Here is a 23,825-nt window from a genome sequence, read left to right as displayed (position 1 = left end):
GTGGACGGGAACATAGCTCCGGCGCCCCGCCGCCGGAGCGGCGCGGATACCGGAGCTCTCGCCTGGCCCGCGACCGGGGAAATCAGAAGCCGGGCGCGCGCATCTCGTCGACGACGATGCGGCCGGCCTCGACGACAGTCTCCCCGTCCAGCCAGAGGCTGCAGTTCCGCATCGGCAGGTCGATGTGGCACGCCGTATCGTTGTTGCCGCCCACCTCGGTGTTGGGGCCGAGCGAGAACAGCACGTTGCCGTAGAAGCTGAGGCTGTTGACGCCCCGTTCCGGGTGGCCGTGCATGGCCGGCGAGCGGGCGTTCTTCGTCGTGGCCAGGTTGTGCCACTTGGCCTTCTCGTTGAGGCCCCAGCCGATATGGCTGACGGCATAGGCGCGCGGATCGTTGAAGCTCTCCATGTAGCCGCGCATCAGGTTCGCATCGACGCCGTCGCCGGCGATGTCCACGACGTACCCCTTCTCGATGGTCAGCGTGACCGGCGAGGTGAAGTAGGTCTGGAAGACCTGGGTGATGTCCCCCGGCGCCAGGACGACCTTGCCGTCGACCCCGTCGTCGTCGCCGCTGGTGAGCACGAAGCCGCAGCCCCAGTGGTCCCACCGCCCGGGCGTGTCGGTGTAGCCGTACTCGGTCAGCACCGGGTACTGGTTGAGCTTGTAGGTGACGTCGGTGCCGTACGGCGAGGTGAACCGCAGCGTCCTGGCCTTGGTGAGCAGTTCGCCCGCATACTCGACGCGACGGCGCAGATCCTTCGACGACGACAGGGCCTTCAGGACGTGCAGCGGCTCGGTCACCATCAGGATGCGGACGCCGGAATCCAGCATCTCGTTCTGCTCGCGGCTGAACAGCAGGCCCACGAAGTCCATGACCAGATCGACGCCCTTCAGGGTGTCGACGATCGGGCGGTTGTTCTCCAGCGGCGTCTTGCCCGTGGTGAACTTGCCCGCGCCCGCCGTCCGCGGCGGGAGGTTGACGTGGAAGGCCTCTCCGCCCAGCTCCCGCGTGGCGATCAGGGTCGCCTGGGCGTAGTCCTGCCGCGTCTGCCCTTCCGTGAGCGCGGCGACCAGGACGCCCGGCTTGACCCCGCACATGGCGAGCTGGGCCTTGAAGGTGACGACGAGGTCGTGGTCGACCATTTGAACTCTCCGGCTTGCAGGATGGGGCGGCGCGTCAGCGCCCCGGTACGCGCATCTCGTCCATGACGATCCGGCCGGCCTCGACGACGGGCTGGCCGTCCAGCCAGAGGCTGCAGTTCCGCATCGGCAGGTCGATGTGGCACGGCGTATCGTTGGCGCCGCCCACCTCGGTGTTGGGGCCCAGCGAGAACAGGACGTTGCCGTAGAAGCCCAGCGCGTTGACGCCGAGTTCCGGGTGGCCGTTCATCGCGGGGGAGCGGGCGTTCCTCGTGGTGGCCAGATTGTGCCAGGTCGCCTTTTCGTTGAGGCCCCAGCCGATATGGCTGACGGCATAGGCGCGCTCGTCGTTGAAGCTCTCGATGTAGCCGCGCATCAGGTTCGCATCGACGCCGTCACCGGCGATATCGGTGACGTAGCCCTTCTCAACCGTCAGGGTGACCGGCGCGGTGAAGTAGGTCTGGAACACCATCGAGATGTCCCCGGGAGCCAGGACGACCTTGCCATCGACCCCGTCGTCGTCGCCGCTGGTGAGCACGAAGCCGCAGCCCCAATGGTCCCACCGCCCGGGCGTGTCGGTGTAGCCGTACTCGGTCAGCACCGGGTACTGGCTGAGCGTGTAGGTGATGTCGGTGCCGTGCGGCGAGGTGAACCGCAGCGTCCTGGCCTTGGTGAGCAGTTCGCCCGCATACTCGACGCGACGGCGCAGGTCCTTCGACGGCGCAAGCGCCTTCAGGACGTGCGGCGGCTCCAGGACCATCAGCATCCGCGTGCCGGACGCGAGGATCTCGTTCTGCTCGTGGCTGAACAGCAGTCCCATGAAGTCCATCACGAGGTCGGATTTCTTCAGCATCTCGACCACCGGCCGGTTCCCGGCCATCCCCCCGAACTTGCCGTCGCGACCGGGCAGATTGACGTGGAAGACCTCCGCGCCGAGCTCGCGGGCCGCGATCATGGTGGCCTGCGCATAGTCCTGTCGGACCTGGCCTTCCGAGAGCGCCGCGACCAGGACGCCGGGCCTTACGCCGCACAGTTCGAGCTCGGCCTTGAACGTGGCCACCAGATCCGCATCGACCATGACATTCACCTCGCGCCTCGGCGCGGCCCTCTCGGCTTGATCCTGAAAGCGACCGCGGAACGGCCTGATCGAGCCTAGGCGGCACGGCGCGGCGAACTCAATCACAAGCCTGATTTCGCCCAAGGCGCCCGAAAGTAATTTCGCGCCCATATTCAGTCATTGCCGGAACGATATTTCGATATTCCAGAATTTCACAAACCTGATTTGCGTCTTCCGAAGCAGGCGATCCGTTGACACCTCAATCGTGAGGCCGCTGGATTTAACCGCCGCGGCCTTCTTGCGGACACGCCGTGCGACCCGGACTTCCGAATCCCTCTCGGTTCGGTGTCGCGCGGCGTCGCACCTTCGGGGGATCATTGTGCCGGAACTGTACGAACTGACTGCCTGTGAAACCGTGCGCCGGGTCGCCGATGGCGACCTCACCGTCGAAGCCCTGACCCGGGCCTACCTCGAGCGGATCGCCGACGTGGATCCCGCGATCGAGGCCTGGCAGCATCTCGATCCCGAACAGGCCATCGCCTCGGCCCAGGCGCTGGACCGGGCGGGCGGCGGGCCCCTGAAGGGCATGCTGGTGGGCGTGAAGGACGTGATCGACACGGTCGACATGCCCACGACCTACGGCTCGAAGGCCTACCTCGGCCACCGCCCCCCCTACGACGCGGTGGTCGTCGCCCAGTTCCGCCATGCCGGGGGCCTGCTTCTGGGCAAGACGGTCTCGACCGAGTTCGCCGCCGCCGCGCCCGGCAAGACGAAGAACCCGTTCAACGCGGCGCACACGCCCGGCGGCTCGTCCAGCGGCTCGGCCGCGGCGGTGGGCGCGAGCATGGTGCAGGTGGCGCTCGGCACCCAGACCGCCGGCTCGACCATCCGGCCCGCGGCCTTCTGCGGCGCGGTGGCCTACAAGCCGACCTACGACCTCATCGAGCGGACAGGGACGAAGACCCTCGCCGGGAGCTTCGACACCATCGGCGTCATGGCCAAGGACGTCCGCGACGTGGCGTTCTTCACCTCGGTGGTGGGCGGCCGCCCGAACCTGGCGGTGACCGACGAACCGGCCGCGCCGCGCATCAGCCTCTATCGCTCCGAAGCCTGGCCCCTCGCCCAGCCCGAGGCCGAGACGGCCCTCCAGAGAGCCATCGCGGCGCTGGGGAAGAAGGGCGTCGACGTTCCCGAGATCCCGCTCATGGACGGCTTCGACACCATGCTCGAAACCCACACCATGATGATGGACTGGGAGGTGCTGCGCGCCCTGTTCTACGAGCATCGCTATCTGCCCGAGGCGATCCACCCCCGCTCGCTGGAGATGTTCGAGGGGCGCGTCCCGGTGGCGACGCCCGAACGCTACGACGAGGGCGTGCGACGCGCCGCCCTGGCGCGCGCCAACGTCGACAAGCTGTTCGGCGACGCCGACGTCCTGCTCACGCCGCCCTCGCCCGGCGAGGCGCCCCCCGGCCTGGAGAAGACCGGCGACGCCAGCTTCAACCGGATGTGGACCATGCTGCGCGCGCCCTGCGTCACTGTTCCGGCCGGCGTCGGCCCGACCGGCCTGCCGATCGGCGTGCAGATCGTCGGGCGACCCGGCGACGACGCCCGGACGCTGGCCGCGGCGGCCTTCGTCGAAGCCGCCCTGAAGGCCGCCTGACGTGGCGCCCGAGATCTTCGAGCTGGGCCCGACCGCCGTCGAGGGCGGCGCGACGATCCCGAACCTGAAGCTGGCCTACGTGACCCACGGCGAGCTCAACGCGGAGAAGTCGAACGCCATCCTGTTCCCGACCTGGTTCGGCGGAAACCACCCTTCGAACGCCTGGATCATCGGGCCGGACAAGGCGCTGGACCCGAGCCGCTACTTCATCGTCGTGGTCAACATCATCGGGAACGGCCAGTCGTCCTCGCCCAGCAACACGCCGGCTCCGTTCGACGGCCCCCGCTTTCCATACGTGTCGGTGCTGGACAACGTGAAGGCCCAGCGGCGGCTCATGTCGGAGGTGTTCGGGGTCGACGTCCTGAAGCTGGTCGTCGGCCGCTCGATGGGCGCCCAGGTCGCCTTCCAGTGGGGCGCCTACTATCCCGACAAGGTGGAGCGCATCCTTCCCTTCGTGGGATCGGCGCGCACGTCGGTCCACAACTACATCTTCCTGGAGAACGTGAAGACCGCCATGACCTCGGACCCGGCGTTCGAGGACGGCGAGTACAAGGAGCCCCTGACCCTGGCGTTCCGCCGCATGCGGCTGGTGTTCGACAGTTGGGGCCTGTCTCAGGCGTTCTATCGCCAGAACCTCCACCTCAAGATGGGGTTCGCCACCACGCGGGAATACCTCGACCGGGTCCAGCCGGGCGCCGTCACCGACGCGAACAACGTGCTGGCCCAGGTGGCGACCTGGCAAGGCGCCGACCTCAGCCGCAACGAACTCTACGGCGGCGACTACGCGAAAGCCCTCGCAGGGATCACCGCCAAGGCGATCGTCATGCCCTCCCGGACCGACATGTATTTCCCGCCCGAGGACAGCGAGATCGAGGTCAGCCACATGCCGAATGCTGAATTACGCGTCATTCCGTCCGTCTGGGGGCATCGCGCAGGGGCTCCCGGGACCGATCCGGTCGACATCGCTTTCGTGGACCAGGCCGTTCGAGACATCCTCGCCAGATGACGACGGCGACGCGCCCGACGCTCATCCGGCTGACGGTCAACGGCCAGACCCGTGACGTGACCGCCGCGCCGCGGACGCCCCTGCTCCAGGTCCTGCGGAACGACCTGGGGCTGAACGGCCCGAAGTACGGCTGCGGCCTGGCCCAGTGCGGCGCCTGCTCGGTCCTCATCGGCGACAAGGTGGCCCGCGCCTGCGTCCTGCCCGCGGGCGGCCTGGAGGGCCTGGAGATCACCACGCTCGAAGGCCTGGGGACACCCGAGGCCCCGCACCCCGTCCAGGCCGCCTTCATCGCCGAGAACGCCACGCAGTGCGGCTACTGCGTCAACGGCATGATCATCGCCACGGTGGCGCTGCTGCGGCGTTCGCCCGCGCCGTCCGAGACCGAGATCCGCACGGCCCTGAAGCACCACCTCTGCCGCTGCGGCTCGCACATGGAGGTCCTGAAGGCGGTGCGGACAGCCGCTGCGGGCCTGGCTTCGGGGGCGGAATGAGCCATCGCCTCCCCGCCGCCTCGCCGGCCGAACTCCTGCGCCGGCCGGGCGTCCTGGCCGTGGTCCGGCCGAAGGCGGGCGCCGCCTCCGAACTGTTCGTGGTCCTGCTGGACGACGGGACGGCCGTCGGGCTGAACGGCCACGTCGACCTGGGCACCGGCATCCGCACCTCGCTGGCCCAGATCATCGCCGAGGAACTGGACCTGCCCCTCGACAAGGTCTCGATGATCCTCGGCGACACGCTGTGGACGCCGGACCAGGGCCATACCACCGCGAGCGAAACGATCCAGTTCACCGCCGTTCCGCTGCGCCGCGCGGCCGCCCAGGCCCGGCAATGGCTGATGGCCAAAGCCGCGCGCCTGCTCGACGTCCCCGTCGACGATCTCGACGTCGTCGACGGCGTGATCTCGCCCCGTGACGGCGGCAATCGATCCCTGGGCTTCGGCGAGCTGATCGAAGGCGAGACGATCGTGCTCGACCTCGACGACGCTGCGCCGCTCAAGGACCCGGCGCGCTATCGCATCGTGGGCCGCTCGACGCCGCGGGTCGACATCCCCGGCAAGGCCACGGGCCAGTGGACCTATGTCCATGATATGCGGCTGCCCGGCATGATGCACGGCCGGGTCATCCGGCCACCCTACGCCGGGCGGGACGGCGGCGCGTTCGTGGGGCGCAGCCTCCGAGGCGTGGACGAGACGTCGATCGCGCACATTCCCGGCGTCACGCTGGTGGTCATCCACGATTTCGTCGGCGTCGTGGCCGCGCGCGAAGAGGACGCCGAGGCCGCCGCCCGCGCCCTCCGGGTCACCTGGGCGCAGGTCGAGCCCCTGCCCGACCTGGAGTCCCCCCTCCAGGCGGTGCGGGCCAACCCCAGCAAGCCGCGGACCCTGAAGGACACGGGCGACGTCGACGACGCGCTGGCGGCGGCCGCCACCCGCCGGTCCTACACCTATGTCTGGCCCTACCAGATGCACGGCTCGATCGGTCCTTGCTGTTCCGTGGCGGCGTTCGACGAGGCCGGTCGCCTCACAGTGTGGTCGGGCACCCAGACCCAACGGCTCCTCCGCTCGGACCTTGCCACCCTCCTCGACATGGGCGTCGAGGACATCGAGATCGTCCGCCTGGAGACCGCCGGCTCGTATGGCCGCAGCGGCATGGACGACGTGGGCGCCGACGCCGCCCTGCTGGCGCGCGCCGTGGGCGCGCCGGTCCGCGTGCAGCTCTCCCGCGACCAGGAACACGCCTGGGAACCCAAGGGCGCCGCGCAGCTCATGGAGGTGGACGGAGGCCTGGACGCCGCCGGCGAACTCGCCGCCTACGACTTCGCCTCGCGCTACCCGTCGAACCTGTCGCCCATGCTGGCGCTGCTGCTCACCCGCAAGGTGGAGCCGATCCCCGAGGTCTCGCCCGGCGGCGACCGCACGGCCATACCGCCCTACCGCTATCCGGCGATGCGCGTGGTGGCGCACGACCAGGCCGCCATCGTGCGCGCGGCCTTCTTCCGCGGCGTCTCGGCCATGCCCAACGTCTTCGCCCACGAGTCCTTCATGGACGAGATGGCCGAGGCGGCCGGCGCGGACCCGGTGGATTTCCGCCTGCGCCACATGGACGACCCGCGCGCCAAGGACCTCGTCAGCTACGTCGCCGAGCGCGCCGGCTGGACGTCGCGGATCGGGGCCCAGAAGGAAACCCTCGGCCCTGACGTCGCCCGGGGGCGCGGCTTCGCCTACGCGGTCTATGTCCACGGCCCCTTCCCCGGCAAGGCGGCGGCCGCGGCGGCCTGGGTCGTGGACGTCGAGGTCAACAAGGCCACCGGGGACGTGGCGGTGACGAAGGTCACCGTGGCCCAGGATTCCGGCATGGTCATCAATCCGGACGGCGTGCGCCACCAGATCGAGGGCAACGTCATCCAGTCGACGAGCCGCGCGCTGAAGGAGCGGGTGACGTTCGACGAGACGGCGGTGACCAGCCGCGACTGGTCCACCTATCCGATCCTGCGGTTCACCGAAGTTCCCGTGGTGGAGACCCACCTCGTTCCCCGGCCCGACGACCCGCCCCTGGGTGTCGGGGAAAGCGCGTCGGTGCCCAGCGCGGCGGCGATCGCCAACGCCGTCTACGACGCCACCGGCGTGCGCTTCCGCGAACTGCCGCTGACGCCCGAGCGCGTCCGCGCAGGCCTGGCGGCCGCCGGGCAGGCTGCCACGGCGCCCTCGGGGACGCCGGCCCGCAACACGCCGGCCAAGGCCGCGCCCTGGTTGGTCGCCGCAGGCGCCCTGAGCGCCGCAGCCGTCGCTCTCCTGACCCCCTTCAAGCCCGCCATCCCGGCGGTGACTCCGCCCGGCGCCGGCGTCTTCTCGCCCGAGACGATCGAGCGCGGCCGCCTGGTCGCGGCGGCGGGGAACTGCATCGGCTGCCACACCGCACCCGACGGCGAAGCGAACGCCGGCGGGCACGCGCTCGAAACCCCGTTCGGCGTGGTGTATTCGACGAACATCACACCCGACATCCCCACCGGTATCGGCGCCTGGTCCTATCCCGCGTTCGAGCGCGCCATGCGCCACGGCGTCTCCCGCGACGGGCGCCACCTCTACCCGGCCTTCCCCTACACATCGTTCGCGAAGATGACCGACGCCGACCTCCAGGCGCTCTACGCCTACCTCATGGCGCAGCCGGCGGTCAGCGCTCCGGCGCCTCAGACCCGGCTGGCCTTCCCCATGAACGCAAGGCCCCTGATGGCGGCCTGGAACGCCATGTTCCACAAGGCCGAGGCGTTCACGCCCGACCCCGCGCGCTCGGAACTCTGGAATCGCGGCGCCTATCTCGTGGAAGGCCCCGGCCACTGTTCGGCCTGCCACAGCCCACGCAACGCCCTGGGCGCCGAAGCGGCCGGCGAGCGGCATCTGGCGGGCGGCGTGGTAGACGGCTGGGACGCGCCCGCCCTCGGCCCCCTCTCGCCGGCGCCGGTCCCGTGGACCGAGGAAGACCTTTTCCGCTATCTGCGCACCGGAGCGTCGCATCACCACGGTGCGACCGCCGGCCCCATGCTGGCGGTCGTGGCCGAACTGGGCGCGCTTCCCGACAGCGACATCCGCGCGATGGCGCACTACCTCGCCTCGCGCGCACCGACCGCGATCGGGGATGCGGGGGCCGCCGCCCGCGCTCAGGCGCTGACCAGCCTCGCCCGCACCCATCTCCAGCCGGTGGACAGCCTGGGCGCCCGCATCTTCGACGGCGCCTGCACCGTCTGTCACGCCAACGACGATCCCGCCATGTTCGGCGGCCAGGTCTCGCTGGCCCTTTCGAGCACCGTCCATGCGGATCGCCCCGACAACCTGATCCGCACGATCCTGCAGGGGGTCGACGACCCGGCGAAGGGCGTACGCGGCGCCATGCCGGCCTTCGAGCGGCAGTTGAACGACGCCCAGCTCACCGAGCTGGTGACCTACATCCGCCGGACCCAGGCTTCGGGCAAACCCGCCTGGCCCGACGTGCCCGAGGCGGTGAGGCGAATCCGTCAGAACTGAACCCGCGCTCCCCAAGGCCCAACGCACGCCTGGGCTGTGGCGTGAGGGGCATCGTCTCAGGCAACGCCGGTCTTTGATCCGGACATCGCTTTACCTGACAGGTCATGGACCCGCATCGCGCCGCCGCTAAGGTCGAGCGCATGACCCCAGCCCTCAAGCACGTCGGCGAACACCTGCGCGCCTGGCGGACCCGCCGGCGGATGAGCCAGATGGACCTGGCCCTCGAGGCCGACATCTCGACCCGCCATCTCAGTTTCGTGGAGACCGGCCGCGCCCAGCCCAGCCGGGAGATGCTGCTCCACCTCGCCGAACAGCTCGACATCCCGCTGCGCGAGCGGAACGTCGTCCTCGTCGCCGCGGGTTTTGCGCCCATGTTCCCCGAGCGTCGCCTCGACGATCCGCACCTGGCGGCCGCCCGCCGCGCGGTGGACGTCATCCTGAAGGCGCACGAGCCCTACCCGGCCCTGGTGGTGGACCTGCGCTGGAATCTGGTGGCGGCGAACGCGGCGATCGAACCGCTGCTGGCGGGCGTGGCGCCCGAACTCCTGGCCGGCCAGCCCAACGTCATGCGCCTGTCGCTGCACCCCGACGGTCTGGCGCCGCGCATCGCCAACCTCGGCGAATGGCGCGCCCACGCCCTGGAGCGGCTCCGGCGGCAGGTGGAGCTGACCGCCGATCCCGGCCTCGCGGACCTGATCGAGGAAATCCGGGGCTATCCCCAGCCGCCGGCCCCCGACCGCCGGCCCGAGGACTACGGGAACGTGGCGATCCCGTTCCAGCTCCTGGCCGGCGACACCCTGCTGTCGTTCCTCGGAACCACGACGGTGTTCGGCACGCCCGTGGACATCACCCTGTCGGAACTGACGCTGGAGACCTTCTTCCCCGCCGACGCCGCGACGGCGGACGCCCTGCGCGCGGCGCACGACGCGCGGCTCTCGGCCGCATAGCCCCTACAGCGTGACGCAAGTCGGGGGCGGCAGCACGACGGCGGCTTCCTGCCGGAACCGGGCCTTGTAGGCCGTCCGGACGGCCTCGACCTCGGCCGTCGGATCGCCGCGCGACGGCAGGGCGATCAGCACGACCTTGCGCGCCTCGCGCATCAGGCGGTCCTCGGTCCCGGTCCACTGGCCACCGCCCTTGACGACCGTCACCCCGTCCGGAAAGCGCGGCCGGACCTCATCGTCCACGAAGCGTTGCAGATCGGCCTCGCCCACCCGGGCCGGCGGCTTCACGGCCAGGAAGACCTGGGCCGTGCGGAGCTGGGACTGTCCGTCGGGGCACGCGGACAGCGGCGCCACGGCGCGGGGACTGGCGCACCCCACCACCGCCGCGATCGCCAGCATGGCCAGCACGATCCTCATCCGCCCACGAGCTCCCGGCCGATGAGGAAGCGGCGAATCTCGTTGGTGCCGGCCCCGATGTCGTAGAGCTGGGCGTCGCGCAGCAGCCGCTCGGCCGGATACTCGCGGGTGTAGCCGGCCCCGCCCAGCGCCTGGATCGCCTCCAGCGCCACCTTCACCGCGTTCTCGGAGGCCATCAGGATCGCCCCGGCCGCATCGAACCGCGTCGTGCGGCCGGCGTCGCAGGCCCGCGCGACGGCGTAGACGTAGGCCCGCGCCGAGTTCAGGGCCACATACATGTCGGCCACCTTGCCCTGCATGAGCTGGAAACTGCCGATCGGCTTTCCGAACTGCTTCCGCTCGCGCACGTAGGGCAGGACCACGTCCAGGCACGCCTGCATGATGCCCAGCGGGCCCGCCGCCAGCACCGTGCGCTCGTAGTCCAGGCCGCTCATCAGCACCCCGGCCCCGCCGCCGACCGGCCCCATCACGTTCTCTTCCGGCACCTCGCAGTCCTCGAACACGAGCTCGGCGGTGTCGGACCCGCGCATGCCCATCTTGTCCAGCTTGTTCGAGACGCTGAACCCCTTCATGCCCTTCTCGACGAGGAAGGTCGTGATCCCGCGAGAGGCGCCTTCCGGATCGGTCTTGGCGTAGACCACCAGGGTGTCGGCGTGCGGTGCGTTGGTGATCCAGAATTTGGTCCCGTTCAGGACGTAGCGGTCGCCCTTCCTGTCCGCCCGCAGGCGCATGGAGACCACGTCCGAGCCCGCGCCCGCCTCGCTCATGGCCAGGGAGCCGACATGTTCGCCCGAGATCAGCTTGGGCAGGTAGCGCGCCTTCTGCCCGGGCGTGCCCCAGCGGCGGATCTGGTTCACGCACAGGTTGGAATGGGCGCCGTAGCTCAGGCCCACCGAGGCCGAGGCGCGGGACACCTCCTCCATCGCCACCACATGCTCGAGATAGCCCAGGCCCAGGCCGCCAAACGCTTCCTCCACCGTGATCCCGTGCAGGCCAAGTTCGCCCATCTGCGGCCACAGGGCGCGGGGAAAGGTGTTGGTGGCGTCGATCTCGGCCGCCAGCGGCGCGATGCGATCCGCCGAAAAACGCGCCGTGGTGTCGCGGATGGCGTCAGCGGCCTCGCCCAGGCCGAAATCCATCGCAGGTCCGTGGTTCGGGATCATGCGGGCTGGTTAGCACGCCGCGCGTCGCGCCGCGACGTCAGTCCCGTTCGGCCTCGCGCCCCAGCCGCTGCAACAGGCGGAAGACCGCCACCGCCACGAAGCCGACCCCCGCCAGGCCCGCGGACCAGGCGACCATCCGCGGCGTGACGATCCCGCCCACATCGCCCCGCCAGTTCAGGCCCCAGAACAGGCCGAAGCCGAAGAAGGCCAGCCCCAGAAGGGCCAGAAGCAGGTCCGGGACCAGGGAGGGCTCCTTCGGGCGCGCCGCAGGCCGCGTCCGCGCGGGGATGAACTCGGACGGCCCGACCTCCAGATTGACCAGGGGCGCATCCAGGACGTCCGGGAACGCCGAACCCTGCGGAGCCCGGGGGATGTCCAGCTCGGCGTCGGCGGCCGTCTCGAACCTGGGCGGGCCGCGATCAAGCTCGAGATCAGGTCGAGGTTCTGGCCCAGGGTCGGGCCCACGATCGGGCAACGTGATGAACGGCGGCGCGAAGTCGGCCTGAGGGCGCGGGCCGGGTTCCGGAGGCTCAGCCGGCGCGGGATCGCTCGCGGAATCCGATGCGACCGCACCCGCGACGGCTTCGGGCTCACGCCCGGGATCGGCGAAAATGCTCTCCAGGCGCGATGTCACCGCCTCGGCGGCGGCCGTGACGGCCGCCACAGGTTCGGAGACCAGGTCCGGCGGCGGCTCGGCCGGGATCCCGGGCTCGTCCGTCACGGCGCCCTCACGGCGCAGCGAGACCGTATCGCCCTGGAAACTGGCCTCGACGGTCACCGGTCGGCGCACGGGCACGAGATCAAGGGCGTCCAGGTCGATGGCCGGGCGCAGCACCGACGAGGGCGCGGCGGCCCATGCGCCGTCGTCCGGCGTCAGGAACAGCGCCTTCTCCTGGGCGCGCCGGCGGACCAGGGCGTCCAGCACGATCCGCTCGCCCTCGAAATCGGTCTTGCGCCACAGCTCCATGGCGCAGCCGGCCTGGACCATGGCGCCGGCGTTCAGGCGCTTCAGCACCTGGCTGCGCCGGAAATTGTCCAGGCCGATGTTGAAGGCGAAGCTGCAGAGCGCGTCGAACTGGTTCTGGCCGATGGGTGCGTAGAGGCTTTCGTTCACCGCGTGCTGCACGGCGATCAGGTCGTAGACCAGCAGCGCCTCGGCGTCCGGCTCCGAGACCTCGGCCCCCGCGCGCGCGGTCAGCGTATGCCCATAACCGATCGTCCAGCGGCCGTCGGGCAGCTGGGCGGCGTGTCGGCGGTAGCCTTCGAACCGCTTGATCAGTTCGATGGCCGCCCGGGAAACGCGGTGGCGCGAGAGCATGGCTCCCTAATAGCTCCCCAGTCGTCTCAATTCGGCACAGGCGGCGGGCGCCCTGGGACCTCCAGCGCAAACCTGACGCCAGATGGTCCCGCGAGAATTACAGCAGGATTATCGCGGCAAGGCCCAGGAAGGCGAAGAACCCTGTGAAGTCGGTCACGAACGTCACGAAGACAGATGAGGAAACGGCCGGATCCCGACCCATGCGGTCCAGCGCGAGCGGGATCAGCGCGCCCGCCAGGCCCGCGACGAACAATGTGATGACCATCGACAGGGCGAAAGCCGCCGACAGCCGGACGTCGTGGAAGAGGCCGAGGATCACCACGCCGGTGAGAACCGCCAGGACCGCCCCGTTGGCCACGCCCACCACCATCTCGCGCGCCACGGTCCGCGCAGCGTTGAACGCCGACAACTCGCGGCTGGCCAGGGCCCGGACGGCGACGGTCAGTGTCTGGGTGCCGGCGTTGCCGCCCAGCGAGGCCACGACGGGCATCAGTACGGCGAGGGTGGCGAGTTTCTCGATCTCGCCCTCGAACACGCCGATCACGCTGACGGCCAAGGCGGCGGTGAGCGTATTGATCAGCAGCCACGGCAGGCGGGACTTCACGATGCCCAGCACGTCGGCGTCGCGACCCGCATCCGACACCCCGGCGAGGGCCAGGATATCCTCCTCGCCCTCTTCCTGGACGATGCTGACGATGTCGTCGACGGTGATCTGGCCCACCAGCCGCCCGGCCGTGTCCACCACCGGCGCCGAGATCAGGTGGTACTTGTCGAAGATGTAGGCGACCTCCTCCTGGTCCAGGTCGACGGTGATCTCGGTCACCGCCTCCATGATCTGGGCCAGCGGCGTCTGGCGGCTGTGGCGCAGCAGCAGCGAGACGGGCACCGCCCCGACCGGCTTGTAGGCCGGGTCCACCACATAGATGTCGAAGAACAGCTCGGGCAGCTCGTCGGCGTCCCGGCGGAAGTGGTCGATGGCCTGGCCGACGGTCCAGAACTGCGGCGCGGCCACCACCTCGCGCTGCATCAGGCGGCCGGCGGTCTCGTCCTCGTAGGCCAGGCTGGTCTCGATGGCGGCCCGTTCCGATTCGGGGATCGCCGCCATGACCTCGGCGCGCTTGTCGGCCTCCAGGTCGTCGACGACGTCGGCCGCGTCGTCCGACTCCATCTCGCCGATGGCCTTGGCCAGGGTGGCGGACGGCACGTGCTCCAGCACCGCCTCGCGGATCTCGCTGTCCAGCTCGGACAGGATCTCGGCCAGGGTTTCCGGATCGAGGTGGGGAATCAGTTCCGCGCGCGCATCGGCCGCCAGGAAGCCCATGAGATCGGCCACGTCGGCCGGATGCAGCGCGGCCAGGAGTTCGCGCAGCCGCTCGGCGTCCCCGCGGTCCAGCGCGTCGGCCACGTCGGACACGAACTCGGGATTGAGGGCGTAGTCGTCTTCGAGGGCCAGGTCTTCGAGGTCTTCCTCGGCGTCGGCCACGTCGGCGAGGTCGTCCGTTTCGCGGCTCATGCGGACCTCCCGATCTGTATATGAGCGGCTCTGCTTGTTCCCCGAAGGCGCGCCGCCCGCTCGCGCCGCTTCGTGTGAGTCTAGACCATTCGTCGTGCAGAGACGGGTTTCAACCCCGGCCGTCGGAGGGTCCGGGATGATGGCCCTAAATTCACTGGTGCGGTCGAGAAGACTCGAACTTCCACGGGTTGCCCCACAGCGACCTCAACGCTGCGCGTCTACCAATTCCGCCACGACCGCTCGTGGTGAGGCGCGGCAGGTAGCAAACCCCGCCCGCTTTGTGAAGCGCCCCTTTCGTCGGCTTGGAGCCTGCTCAGACGCCGCCGGCCATGTAGTCATAGACGTTGGCCTCGCGGGTCACCGCAATGGCGATGCGCTCGTCATTGATCTGGATCTCGCCACGCGCCACCGGGTGGTTGTTGGCCAGGATCCAGACTTCCTCGTTCACCGTCGTGTCCAGCGGGATGACCGCGCCACGGCCCATGCGCAGGAGTTGCGCCATCGGCAGGGTGGCGCGGCCCAGCACCACCTGGATCTCGACATTGACCGCCTTGACCTGGCTCACGCCCGAACACCTCAAATCCTTTGCGCAAGGCGCGCACCGCCCCACATTGGGTGAACATGCTTGATCGCGCGTTAAATCCGGAGACTTCGGACACGGTCCCGCCAGCGCCCTTCGGTCGCACCGATGGGGCCGCCTGCGAGTGGGCCGTCTCGACGGCCCAGATCCCCTACCCCGAGGCCGTCGCCTTCATGGAGGCCCGCGCCGCCGCCATCGCCGAGGGACGGGCCGGCGAGCTGGTCTGGCTCCTGGAGCATCCGCCGCTCTACACCGCGGGCGTCTCGGCCAAGGCCGCCGACCTGATCGATCCGGACCGCTTCCCGGTCTTCCAGAGCGGGCGCGGCGGCCAGTTCACCTATCACGGGCCTGGGCAGCGCGTGGCCTATGTCATGCTCGACCTCTCGAAGCGCCGGCGCGACGTGCGCGCGTTCGTCGCGGCGCTGGAGGCCTGGGTGATCGGCGCGCTCGACGCCTTCAACGTCCGTGGCGAGGTGCGCGAGGGTCGGGTGGGCGTCTGGGTCGAGCGGCGCACGCCCGGCGTTCTCCCACGCGAAGACAAGATCGCCGCCATCGGCGTGAAGCTGCGCCGGTGGGTCTCGTTCCACGGCGTGTCGTTGAACGTCGAGCCCGATCTTTCCCACTTCGACGGCATCATCCCCTGCGGGGTCACCGACCACGGGGTCACCAGCCTCGTCGACCGCGGCCTGCCCGTGACGATGGCCGAAGCCGACGCGGCGCTGAAAGCGAGCTTCCGGCGGACGTTCGGCCCTGTGGAGGACGCGGAAGCACCGATCCAACGGCCCGCAACGGCGCCTCTCGAAGCTCCGAGGACCGGAGCTTCGAAGCGTCCCTAAGCGAACTCGACCAGAACCTCGTCGGCGGCCACGCTGTCGCCGCCCTTGACGTTCACGGCCTTGATCGTCCCGTCCCGCTCGGCCCGCAGGATGTTCTGCATCTTCATGGCCTCGAGAACGGCCACGACCTCGCCGGTCTTGACCTCCTGCCCCGCCGCCACGTCGATCGAGACGACCAGGCCCGGCATCGGCGACAGGACCATCTTGGAGGTGTCGGCCGCCTTCTTGGGCGGCAGCTTGTCATGCAGTTCGGCCGAACGCGGGGTCAGCACGAGGACATGCAGGGTGGTCGCCCGATGGCGGATGACGAAGCCTTCGGCCGCCGGCTTCACCGAGACCGTGAAGTCGCGGCCATCCAGATTGCCCCGGAACAGCGGCTCGCCAGGCCGCCAGGCGATGTCCTCCAGCCGCAGCTTGCGCCCATCGGCCTCGAGGGTCAGGCCGCCGTCCACGGCCCGCGCCAAGACGGACATCTTCTTCGGCCCGGCCACGACGATCCATTCGTCGCGCACCGAGCCCGGCGCGGCGCGCGCCTGCAAACGCCGATGCATAGCCACGGCCACGGCGCTCATGAGGTCGCGCTGCGCGTCCGTCGGCGGCAGGCCGTGGAAGCCGTCGGGGAACTCGTCCTTGATGTAGTTGGTCGACAGCTTGCCCGAGCGGAATCGCGCCTGGTCCATGACACCGGCCAGGAACGGAATGTTCTGACCCAGGCCCTCGATGTGGAAGTCCTCCAGCGCCCGGCCCATCACGTCGATGGCCGCCTCACGGGTCTTTCCCCAGGTCGACAGCTTGGAGATCATCGGGTCGTAGAACATCGAGATCTCGTCGCCCTCTCGCACGCCCGCATCGTTGCGGACGAAGCCGTAGGGCGTCTCGCCCTCCTGAGGCGGCGAGTAGCGGACGAGCCGGCCGATCGAGGGCAGGAAGCCGCGGTACGGGTCCTCGGCGTAGATCCGGCTCTCCATCGCCCAGCCGTTGATCTTCAGGTCCTTCTGGGCGAACGGCAGCTTCTCGCCGGCGGCCGAACGGATCATCTGCTCGACCAGGTCCACGCCGGTGATCATCTCGGTGACAGGATGCTCGACCTGCAGGCGGGTGTTCATCTCCAGGAAGAAGAAGCTGCGATCCTGCCCGGCCACGAACTCCACCGTACCGGCGCTGTCGTAGCCGACGGCCTTGGACAGCGCGACGGCCTGTTCCCCCATCGCCCGGCGCGTCTTCTCGTCCAGCAGCGGGCTGGGCGCCTCTTCGATGACCTTCTGGTTGCGACGCTGGATCGAGCACTCGCGCTCGAACAGGTGGACGACATTGCCGTGCTTGTCCCCCAGCACCTGGATCTCGACGTGGCGCGGGCTCTCGATGAACTTCTCGATGAAGATGCGGTCGTCGCCGAAACTGGCCTTGGCCTCGGCGCGCACAGCGGGAAAGCCCTCCTCCACGTCCTTGCGGTTCCAGGCCACCCGGATGCCCTTCCCGCCGCCGCCGGCCGAAGCCTTGATCATCACCGGATAGCCGATCTCCTCGGCGATCTTGATGGCGTGATCGGTGTCGTCGATCTCGCCCACGTGACCGGGCACGGTGGAGACCCCCGCCTTGGCGGCGAACTTCTTGGATTCGATCTTGTCGCCCATGGCCTCGATGGCCTTGGGATTGGGCCCGATGAAGACGATCCCCTCCTTGGCCAGCCGACGCGCGAACCCGGCGTTCTCGGACAGGAAACCGAAACCCGGATGGACCGCCTCGGCGCCGGTCTGGCGCACCGCGTCCACGATCTTGTCGGCCACCAGATAGCTCTCCGCCGCCGGAGCGCCACCGATGAAGACCGCCTCGTCGGCCATCTCCACCGCCATCGAATCGGCGTCGGCTTCGGAGTAGACGACCACCGTCTTGATCCCCAGCCGGCGGCAGGTCTTGATGATCCGGACGGCGATCTCGCCGCGGTTCGCGATCAGGATTTTCGAGAACATTCCAGTCCTTATGCACTCAGCTTCACGGCCGTGCCCGAGACGGCGACCATGAGCATTCCGTTCTGGACGCCGAGATTCTCGTAATCCAGGTCGACGCCCACGATGGCGTCGGCGCCCAGCGAACGGGCCTCGAGTTCCATCTCCTGAAGGGCGATGTCGCGGGCCTCTCTCAGCGCCTTCTCATAGCCTCCGGCGCGGCCGCCGATGATGTTGGTCACCCCGGCGAAGAAGTCGCGGAAGATATGCGCGCCGATAATGGCCTCGCCCGTCACGACGCCCAGCGTCCTGACGACCCGCCCTTCGGCGACCTCGGGCGTGGTCGAGATGATCATGGCGCATCAACTCCGGTCTTCCGCAGCGGAAAACGCGACCCTAAATTGACGCCCATGAGCACGCCAGCGGTCTCCCCCTCCGGTTTCTCCCTCTCGCCGCCTGACGCTGAGGAACGCAAGCGCCTGGAAGCGGGCCTCACGCGCGAGGAGGCCGACGTCCTCCTCCACCACGGCACCGAGGCGCCCTTCTGCGGCGGCCTGCTCGATCAGAAGGACGACGGCGTCTATGGCTGCCGCCTCTGCGGCCTGCCGCTGTTCCGCCATCGGACCAAGTTCGAGAGCGGCACCGGCTGGCCCTCGTTCTGGGCGCCCATCGACGAGGCCCATGTGAAGGGCGTTCGCGACACATCGTGGGGCATGGTCCGGATCGAGACCCGTTGCGCCCGCTGCGACAGCCACCAGGGCCACGTCTTCCCCGACGGCCCGCCGCCGACCGGGCTGCGGTACTGCATCAACTCGGTCTCGCTGGAGTTCACGCCCACAGGCGCCCCTCTGCGCGACCCGCTGAAGCGCGGCGACAACGCCCACCTCATTCCCGCCGGCTGATGTCCGACGGGGGTCGGCCGACGCTTAGGGCCAGCAGCCTCTGGACCAATGGCCTGTGGGCGGCCCTGGCCGCGGCTGGGATGGTGGGCTGGATCGCCTGGGGCAACCGTATGGAGGACACCGCGCCGGGGCGCGCACCCTACGACAGTCTCCACACCGCGAACGACGCCGAGACAGCCGCCCTCACACGCCTCCTGGAGCAGGCCCACGCGGTGCTGGTCTCCGACGACTTCCGCCGCAACCTGCTGGCTCTCGAAGGCCGCTACCCGGGAGTCTACGCCCGCCCGTCCGAACAGGGCGCCACCATCGCCCGCATCGCCGATATCGTCGGCCTGAAGCCCTTCGGAGCCCGTTTCGCGCCGACCCAGGTGGCGGTGGTCGACGGCGGCGGTCCCATCCTCGCCGCGGCGGGCGAAGGCGCGGTCGCCGGCCGCTATGCCGACATGCTGATCGGCCGCCCGGTCCTCGCCGCCTTCGCGCATCCGGACGTCGTCGCCCGGTCCTGCGCCGTCAACGTGGCCGCGCACGAGTACGCGCACACCATCGTTCTCACGCCGATGGGGTACGGCATGGCCTTCACCGACACCCGCGCCGGCGACCGCGGCATCGCGAACCGGCGCGACCCAGACTCCCCTGTGGCCAGCTACCTGATCGGAGCGGTGGCCCAATGCACATGGCTGCAACGGCAAGGCCGAATCGGGCGCAGCGGGGTCCCGGCCTGTGTCGAGGTCTTCGGCGTGCGCGCCTTCAACTGGGACCGCTGCCCCCAGTTTCCGGGCGATACGCCCGTCGCGCCCAGGGCCGGCCTGGCCCCAGCCGCGCCCGCGCTCTAGATGTGAAGCCTCGCTTCCGCCAACTCCATCACCGCCCAGGAGCGGGCCGGATCGTGCCCGTCCGCCAGTTCCCAGGCGGCGGCCAGCCCGGCGTGCGCATAGGTCCAGCGCAACAGCCGCACCGGGTCCAGGCTCGCTAAGCTCGCGATCTCCGAGAGTCCGCGGTCGAACCGCCCTGGCCGCCGGACGCGCTCCAGGTCGGGATTGCGCAGGATGTTCGCGTAGTCATAGGCGCGTTCGCCCGTATAGCCCCACGGGTCGATCGCCAACCAGCCGCGCGCCGCGAAGTCCAGGACGTTGCCGTGGTGGACGTCGCCGTGCAGCAGAACCTCATCGCGCGGATCGTCGAGCAAGGCCTTCGCCACCGCGCATGGCGCCGCCAATCGTGGCTCTGCGGAGTCCAGCAGCGCTCGGAACAGGCGCGATAGCGGCGGCATGTCCGGCGGATCGGGCCGGGGACGATGAAGGGCCGCCACCGCCGCGCACAGTCGAGGAAACGCCGCCTCGTCGGGCGACTGGACCAGATCGCCGTCGCCATCGGCCCGAAGCATCAGAAGCGCGTCATCGTCATGGGCCAGCACGGGCGCCGCGCCCTGCCCCGCCCACCAGGCCATCAGACGCGCGCCACGACGCTCATCCGGCGACGACGCCAGCTTGAGCATGGCCGCGACGCTACCCTGTACGCCCACCTGGCGGACCGGAAGCAGGCGGCTGCCCGCATAGGGGGTGACGAACGGTTCGCCGTCGGGCTCCAGGCCCCAACGGGCCAGCCAGGGCTGAAAGGCGGACAGCATCACGCCGCCCAGCCTAGCGAGGCCGGGCGGCGCGTGTCTCGGCTAGTTCTTCTTCTGCGCCGGCGGGCCGTTGTGGCCGTCGGTCACGTCCTTCAGCGTCTCGGACGAGGCCATGCCGGCTTCGTCGGCGCTGTAATCGAACCCGCGGCCCGAGCGCGTGAAGTACGAGCCGGGGTCGATGCGCAGATTGTTCTGCACGTGCTTCACGCCCGAGACGTCCTCGACCAGGCGTTCGGCGCGGTGCTTGGCCTCGCGGCTGCGCACCGTGCCCGACAGTGTCACCTCGCCGCCCGAGACCGAGCAACTCACCTCGCTGGCGTCCAGCCAGGCGTCGTCGGTGAGCCGCTGGTTCACCTCGTCCCCGATCCGGTCGTCCGAACGCTGATAGCCCTTGGGCCCGACGCCGCGATGGCCGCGATAGGCTTCATAGCGCTCGCGGTCGTCGTCGAAGTCCGTGGCGTCGCTGAACCAGTTGGAGATCCGCCGGCCCGCCCGTCGGAAGAAGTCTCCCGCCTCACGCGCCCGATCCTCGAAGTCCCGGCCATCGTCCGAGTCGCGGTAGCTGCGCGCGGAGTCGAAGCTGTCGGGCGCGCCATAGGCGGTGCGCGCGTCGCCGTACACGGGCCGCCGCATCTCGCGCGACCACCGGCGGTCGGCGTCGGCCGTCCCGAACCGGCGGCCTTCCGGAGCATAGCCGTAGGGACCCGGCTGTTCGTTGCGCCAGTCGTTGGCGCCGTAGGCATTGGTATGGGTGTCGTAGCGCCGGGCGTCCTGTCCCGAGCGGGCGCGATAGCCGGTTTCGTAGTCGCCCCGGCGCATCGCGGGGGAGACGCCGCGATAGTCGGCGCGCTGCCAGTCGGGCCGTTCGTCGCGACCGCGATTGTAGCCGACGCCGCTGTCGCGTTCGCCGAACACCCGGTCGCCTTCGAAGGAACGGCCTTCCGACCGCGGCCAGCGCGCCCGGCCGCCGCTCTCGGCCTCATAGGTCTCGTAGCGCTCGTCGTCGCGCCAGTCGCGCTCGGCGCGCCAGTCCCATTCGTCGTTCCAGCGTCCCGCCATGGCGTTCTCCTCTGTTCCGGGTTTCAGGCGCGGGCCATGCCCGCCTGGCTGTCAGAACAAGTCCGCCGCGAAGGGGTTCCCCGAAAGTTCGTCGCGATCAGAGCGGGATATTGTCGTGCTTCTTCCACGGGTTGGTGAGCTGCTTCCCCTTGAGGTTCTTCAGCGCGTTGACGATCCGCTTGCGCGTGGAGTGCGGCATGATCACGTCGTCGATGTAGCCGCGCGAGGCGGCGACGAACGGATTGGCGAACCTGGCCTTGTATTCCGCCTCGCGCGCGGCGATCGCCTCGGGGTCGCCGATCTCGGAGCGGAAGATGATCTCCACCGCCCCCTTCGAGCCCATCACCGCGATCTCGGCCGTGGGCCAGGCGTAGTTGATGTCGCCGCGGATGTGCTTGGAGCTCATCACGTCGTAGGCGCCGCCATAGGCCTTGCGGGTGATGAGGGTGATCTTGGGCACCGTGGCCTCGGCGTAGGCGAACAGCAGCTTGGCGCCGTGGCGGATCAGGCCGCCCTGCTCCTGCTTGGTGCCCGGCATGAAGCCCGGCACGTCCACGAAGGTGATGATCGGGATCTCGAAGGCGTCGCAGAAGCGCACGAAGCGCGCGCCCTTGCGGCTGGAATCGATGTCCAGCACCCCGGCCAGGGTCTGCGGCTGGTTGGCGACGATGCCCACCGGCTGGCCGTCCATGCGGGCGAAGCCCACCACGATGTTCTTGGCGAAGTCGGGGCTGATCTCGAAGAAGTCGGCCTCGTCCACGACCTTCAGGATCAGCTCCTTCATGTCGTAGGGCTTGTTGGGGTTGGCCGGGACCAGGGTGTCCAGGCTCATCTCCGCCCGGCCGGGCTCGTCGTAGGCCTCGCGGACCGGCGGCTTCTCGCGGTTGTTGAGCGGCAGGAAGTCGACCAGCCGGCGCACCTGGGTCAGGGCCTCCAGGTCGTTCTCGAACGCGCCGTCGGCCACGCCGGACTTCAGCGCGTGGACGCGGTAGCCGCCCAGGTCCTCGTGGCTGACGTCCTCGTGGGTGACCGTCTTCACCACGTCGGGGCCGGTCACGTACATGTAGGAGGTGTCCTTCACCATGAAGATGAAGTCGGTGATCGCCGGCGAATAGACGTCGCCGCCGGCGCAGGGGCCCATGATCACGCTGATCTGCGGGATCACGCCCGAGGCCAGGGTGTTCTCCAGGAAGATGTCGGCATAGCCGCCCAGGGCCGCGACGCCCTCCTGGATGCGCGCGCCGCCGGCGTCGAACAGGCCGATGACGGGAGCGCCGACCTTCATGGCCTGGCGCTGGACCTTCAGGATCTTCTCGGCGTGGGCCGAGGACAGCGAGCCGCCGAAGACCGTGAAATCCTTGGAGAAGACGAACACCACCCGACCGTTGATGCGGCCCCAGCCGGTGACGACGCCGTCGCCGGGGATGCGCTGTTTCTCCATGCCGAACTCGGCCACGCGGTGCTCGACGAACATGTCGAACTCCTCGAACGACCCTTCGTCGAGCAGCAGGTCGATGCGCTCGCGCGCCGTCAGCTTGCCCTTGGCGTGCTGGCTGGCGATGCGCTTCTCGCCGCCCCCCAGGCGGGCCTCGGCGCGGCGCTTCTCGAGTTCTTCCAGGATATGCTTCACGGGCGCTCTTCCTTCACGGCAGCGCAGGCGTAGAGCCGCACAACCGCCGAGGCAAGTTCACGCCGGGGGAGCCGCCTGCGGCGCGCCGCAGGCGCGGATGCCGGGAAACCGCAGAGATCGCGGAGGGGCGCGGAGGGGCGCCTCTGCGTATCTCTGCGGGCTCCACGGTCTTGAAGATCAGGAACCACGAAAAGCACGAAAGGGCACGAAAAGGCATGTGGAGGCGCCGCCCGTCGGGGGACCCGGGGCGCTTTCGTGCCTTTTCGTGTCTTTCGGGGTTCGAACGAGGGGCGCTTCGCGCCGCTGCGGCTTCGCCGGGAGAGGCTCAGGCGGAGCTGTGGAGGGCGGGCTCGGGGTCGAGCTCCTCGTCGCCCTCGTCGTCGAAGGCGTCGAAGCCGAACGGATCGTGGTCGCTGTTGCGCTGGTGCGAGAGGTCGGGGAGGTCGCGCCAGCGGTCGGCCTTGTCGAGGGGCAGGCCCAGGGTGGCGCAGGCGTCGAGGACCTGGTGGTCGAGGCCGGTCTCGTAGAACCCGGGGTCGCGGGCGCGGATGTTCAGGCAATTGTCGAGGACGGCCAGCAGGGCCTCCTCGTCTTCGCTTTCGCTCTCGGTCTCGTCCCAGATGACGCGGCAGACGGCATGCTGGACCTCGGCCCTGCGCCGGGCGGCGCGGACCCGGTCGAGCCGGGGCGGCGGCGGGGGATTGGCGCGCTCGGCGGCCTCGCGGTCGCGCTTGAGCCTGGCAAGCAAGGCCAGGCTCTGGCGCATGGAGCGGGCGATGCGCTGATAAGCCCTGGCCAGGTCGGCGACCTCCTTGGGCTCCTCGGTCGCCAGGGCGCAGGCATGGACGTGCCGGGCGAGGGACAGGTCGAGGCCGGCCAGTTGGGCGAGCATGGCCTCGGCAGGATCGGCGTCGTGGGGGTCCGGGGTCGGCGACATTAGAACAAAACAAGAACATAGATCGACGGGAAAGTCAAGCCCTAACGGCCACGCCAGCCGGGCGGCGAGTG

At 69.6% G+C, this 23,825-nt stretch carries 21 protein-coding genes and 1 tRNA gene; 8 read left to right on the top strand and 14 right to left on the bottom strand.

The genetic code is table 11. The features are described from left to right. Positions 1-82: 82 nt before the first annotated feature. Positions 83-1,144, bottom strand: coding sequence for a 2,5-dihydroxypyridine 5,6-dioxygenase (locus tag WG212_RS20580; protein WP_337188985.1), 1,062 nt, complete (start codon positions 1,142-1,144; stop codon positions 83-85). A 34-nt stretch (positions 1,145-1,178) separates the two neighbouring features. Then, positions 1,179-2,219: a 2,5-dihydroxypyridine 5,6-dioxygenase gene (locus WG212_RS20575; protein ID WP_337188984.1), complete on the bottom strand. Its 1,041-nt coding sequence runs from the start codon at positions 2,217-2,219 to the stop codon at positions 1,179-1,181. A gap of 358 nt (positions 2,220-2,577) precedes the next feature. On the opposite strand from WG212_RS20575, the gene WG212_RS20570 reads away from it, so the two are divergent. From WG212_RS20570 to WG212_RS20550, 5 genes are all read left to right on the top strand, one after another. After that, the gene (locus tag WG212_RS20570; RefSeq protein WP_337188983.1) at positions 2,578-3,861 is read left to right on the top strand and encodes an amidase; all 1,284 of its coding nucleotides are present in this window, start codon (positions 2,578-2,580) and stop codon (positions 3,859-3,861) included. Between the two features lies 1 nt (position 3,862). Next, positions 3,863-4,867, top strand: coding sequence for an alpha/beta fold hydrolase (locus WG212_RS20565; protein ID WP_337188982.1), 1,005 nt, complete (start codon positions 3,863-3,865; stop codon positions 4,865-4,867). Then, the gene (locus tag WG212_RS20560; protein WP_337188981.1) at positions 4,864-5,358 is read left to right on the top strand and encodes a (2Fe-2S)-binding protein; all 495 of its coding nucleotides are present in this window, start codon (positions 4,864-4,866) and stop codon (positions 5,356-5,358) included. The genes WG212_RS20565 and WG212_RS20560 overlap by 4 nt, the downstream gene beginning before the upstream one ends. Further along, positions 5,355-8,882 carry a molybdopterin cofactor-binding domain-containing protein gene (locus WG212_RS20555; RefSeq protein ID WP_337188980.1) on the top strand — a complete coding sequence of 1,176 codons (3,528 nt, stop codon included), beginning with the start codon at positions 5,355-5,357 and terminating at the stop codon, positions 8,880-8,882. Before WG212_RS20560 ends, WG212_RS20555 begins: the two co-directional genes overlap by 4 nt. 140 nt (positions 8,883-9,022) lie before the next feature. Further along, positions 9,023-9,829, top strand: coding sequence for a helix-turn-helix transcriptional regulator (locus WG212_RS20550; protein WP_337188979.1), 807 nt, complete (start codon positions 9,023-9,025; stop codon positions 9,827-9,829). 3 nt (positions 9,830-9,832) lie between these two features. Here WG212_RS20550 and WG212_RS20545 read toward each other — a convergent pair whose 3' ends face one another. The 6 genes from WG212_RS20545 to WG212_RS20520 all read right to left on the bottom strand — a co-directional run bounded on the left by WG212_RS20545 (position 9,833) and on the right by WG212_RS20520 (position 14,847). After that, the gene (locus tag WG212_RS20545; protein WP_337188978.1) at positions 9,833-10,243 is read right to left on the bottom strand and encodes a DUF3574 domain-containing protein; all 411 of its coding nucleotides are present in this window, start codon (positions 10,241-10,243) and stop codon (positions 9,833-9,835) included. Beyond that, positions 10,240-11,406, bottom strand: a complete 1,167-nt coding sequence (locus WG212_RS20540; protein WP_337188977.1) for an isovaleryl-CoA dehydrogenase — start codon at positions 11,404-11,406, stop codon at positions 10,240-10,242. The genes WG212_RS20545 and WG212_RS20540 overlap by 4 nt, the downstream gene beginning before the upstream one ends. A 37-nt stretch (positions 11,407-11,443) precedes the next feature. Beyond that, positions 11,444-12,724: a lysozyme gene (locus tag WG212_RS20535; RefSeq protein WP_337188976.1), complete on the bottom strand. Its 1,281-nt coding sequence runs from the start codon at positions 12,722-12,724 to the stop codon at positions 11,444-11,446. Positions 12,725-12,821: 97 nt separating this feature from the next. Continuing rightward, complete coding sequence (gene mgtE, locus WG212_RS20530) at positions 12,822-14,237, bottom strand: magnesium transporter (RefSeq protein WP_337188975.1); 1,416 nt, start codon at positions 14,235-14,237, stop codon at positions 12,822-12,824. Between the two features lie 155 nt (positions 14,238-14,392). Beyond that, a tRNA-Leu gene (locus WG212_RS20525) sits at positions 14,393-14,477 on the bottom strand. 73 nt (positions 14,478-14,550) lie between these two features. Continuing rightward, the gene (locus tag WG212_RS20520) at positions 14,551-14,847 is read right to left on the bottom strand and encodes a FliM/FliN family flagellar motor switch protein (RefSeq protein WP_337188974.1); all 297 of its coding nucleotides are present in this window, start codon (positions 14,845-14,847) and stop codon (positions 14,551-14,553) included. Positions 14,848-14,858: 11 nt separating this feature from the next. On the opposite strand from WG212_RS20520, the gene lipB reads away from it, so the two are divergent. Next, positions 14,859-15,653 (top strand): lipoyl(octanoyl) transferase LipB, encoded by a 795-nt coding sequence (lipB, locus tag WG212_RS20515; RefSeq protein ID WP_337188973.1) that lies wholly within the window; start codon positions 14,859-14,861, stop codon positions 15,651-15,653. Here the strand turns inward: lipB and WG212_RS20510 are convergent. Both WG212_RS20510 and WG212_RS20505 read right to left on the bottom strand, forming a co-directional pair. Beyond that, positions 15,650-17,623 carry an acetyl/propionyl/methylcrotonyl-CoA carboxylase subunit alpha gene (locus tag WG212_RS20510; RefSeq protein WP_337188972.1) on the bottom strand — a complete coding sequence of 658 codons (1,974 nt, stop codon included), beginning with the start codon at positions 17,621-17,623 and terminating at the stop codon, positions 15,650-15,652. The two genes, lipB and WG212_RS20510, sit on opposite strands and share 4 nt — an antisense overlap. A gap of 8 nt (positions 17,624-17,631) precedes the next feature. Continuing rightward, positions 17,632-17,955: a heavy metal-binding domain-containing protein gene (locus WG212_RS20505; protein WP_337188971.1), complete on the bottom strand. Its 324-nt coding sequence runs from the start codon at positions 17,953-17,955 to the stop codon at positions 17,632-17,634. A gap of 45 nt (positions 17,956-18,000) precedes the next feature. On the opposite strand from WG212_RS20505, the gene msrB reads away from it, so the two are divergent. Together msrB and WG212_RS20495 are read left to right on the top strand one after the other, a co-directional pair. Continuing rightward, complete coding sequence (gene msrB, locus WG212_RS20500; protein WP_337188970.1) at positions 18,001-18,501, top strand: peptide-methionine (R)-S-oxide reductase MsrB; 501 nt, start codon at positions 18,001-18,003, stop codon at positions 18,499-18,501. Further along, a complete protein-coding gene (locus WG212_RS20495; RefSeq protein ID WP_337188969.1) occupies positions 18,501-19,334 on the top strand; it encodes a hypothetical protein in 834 nt (277 codons plus the stop codon). The genes msrB and WG212_RS20495 overlap by 1 nt, the downstream gene beginning before the upstream one ends. On the opposite strand, the gene WG212_RS20490 is transcribed toward WG212_RS20495, so the two are convergent. The 4 genes from WG212_RS20490 to WG212_RS20475 form a co-directional block, all read right to left on the bottom strand. After that, positions 19,331-20,128: an aminoglycoside phosphotransferase family protein gene (locus WG212_RS20490; RefSeq protein ID WP_337188968.1), complete on the bottom strand. Its 798-nt coding sequence runs from the start codon at positions 20,126-20,128 to the stop codon at positions 19,331-19,333. The genes WG212_RS20495 and WG212_RS20490 overlap by 4 nt on opposite strands. A 42-nt stretch (positions 20,129-20,170) precedes the next feature. Then, positions 20,171-21,187: a BON domain-containing protein gene (locus tag WG212_RS20485; protein ID WP_337188967.1), complete on the bottom strand. Its 1,017-nt coding sequence runs from the start codon at positions 21,185-21,187 to the stop codon at positions 20,171-20,173. Between the two features lie 97 nt (positions 21,188-21,284). Next, entirely contained in the window at positions 21,285-22,817 is a 1,533-nt protein-coding gene (locus tag WG212_RS20480; RefSeq protein ID WP_337188966.1) for an acyl-CoA carboxylase subunit beta, read from the bottom strand. Between the two features lie 325 nt (positions 22,818-23,142). Then, entirely contained in the window at positions 23,143-23,754 is a 612-nt protein-coding gene (locus tag WG212_RS20475) for a hypothetical protein (RefSeq protein ID WP_337188965.1), read from the bottom strand. Between the last annotated feature and the right edge of the window lie 71 nt (positions 23,755-23,825).

The sequence above is a fragment of the Phenylobacterium sp. genome, assembly GCF_037189685.1.
GTDB lineage: Bacteria > Pseudomonadota > Alphaproteobacteria > Caulobacterales > Caulobacteraceae > Phenylobacterium.
Note: the sequence above shows the minus strand (reverse complement) of the source record. Positions and strands in the feature narration are given on the sequence as shown.

What these genes read in the sequence shown, in the direction of transcription:
- WG212_RS20580 (WP_337188985.1), bottom strand. Translation starts at nt 1,144, where the DNA reads ATGGTCGACCACGACCTCGTCGTCACCTTCAAGGCCCAGCTCGCCATG.
- WG212_RS20575 (WP_337188984.1), bottom strand. Translation starts at nt 2,219, where the DNA reads ATGGTCGATGCGGATCTGGTGGCCACGTTCAAGGCCGAGCTCGAACTG.
- WG212_RS20560 (WP_337188981.1), top strand. Translation starts at nt 4,864, where the DNA reads ATGACGACGGCGACGCGCCCGACGCTCATCCGGCTGACGGTCAACGGC.
- WG212_RS20555 (WP_337188980.1), top strand. Translation starts at nt 5,355, where the DNA reads ATGAGCCATCGCCTCCCCGCCGCCTCGCCGGCCGAACTCCTGCGCCGG.
- WG212_RS20550 (WP_337188979.1), top strand. Translation starts at nt 9,023, where the DNA reads ATGACCCCAGCCCTCAAGCACGTCGGCGAACACCTGCGCGCCTGGCGG.
- WG212_RS20545 (WP_337188978.1), bottom strand. Translation starts at nt 10,243, where the DNA reads ATGAGGATCGTGCTGGCCATGCTGGCGATCGCGGCGGTGGTGGGGTGC.
- WG212_RS20540 (WP_337188977.1), bottom strand. Translation starts at nt 11,406, where the DNA reads ATGATCCCGAACCACGGACCTGCGATGGATTTCGGCCTGGGCGAGGCC.
- WG212_RS20535 (WP_337188976.1), bottom strand. Translation starts at nt 12,724, where the DNA reads ATGCTCTCGCGCCACCGCGTTTCCCGGGCGGCCATCGAACTGATCAAG.
- mgtE (WP_337188975.1), bottom strand. Translation starts at nt 14,237, where the DNA reads ATGAGCCGCGAAACGGACGACCTCGCCGACGTGGCCGACGCCGAGGAA.
- lipB (WP_337188973.1), top strand. Translation starts at nt 14,859, where the DNA reads ATGCTTGATCGCGCGTTAAATCCGGAGACTTCGGACACGGTCCCGCCA.
- WG212_RS20510 (WP_337188972.1), bottom strand. Translation starts at nt 17,623, where the DNA reads ATGTTCTCGAAAATCCTGATCGCGAACCGCGGCGAGATCGCCGTCCGG.
- WG212_RS20505 (WP_337188971.1), bottom strand. Translation starts at nt 17,955, where the DNA reads ATGATCATCTCGACCACGCCCGAGGTCGCCGAAGGGCGGGTCGTCAGG.
- WG212_RS20495 (WP_337188969.1), top strand. Translation starts at nt 18,501, where the DNA reads ATGTCCGACGGGGGTCGGCCGACGCTTAGGGCCAGCAGCCTCTGGACC.
- WG212_RS20490 (WP_337188968.1), bottom strand. Translation starts at nt 20,128, where the DNA reads ATGCTGTCCGCCTTTCAGCCCTGGCTGGCCCGTTGGGGCCTGGAGCCC.
- WG212_RS20485 (WP_337188967.1), bottom strand. Translation starts at nt 21,187, where the DNA reads ATGGCGGGACGCTGGAACGACGAATGGGACTGGCGCGCCGAGCGCGAC.
- WG212_RS20475 (WP_337188965.1), bottom strand. Translation starts at nt 23,754, where the DNA reads ATGTCGCCGACCCCGGACCCCCACGACGCCGATCCTGCCGAGGCCATG.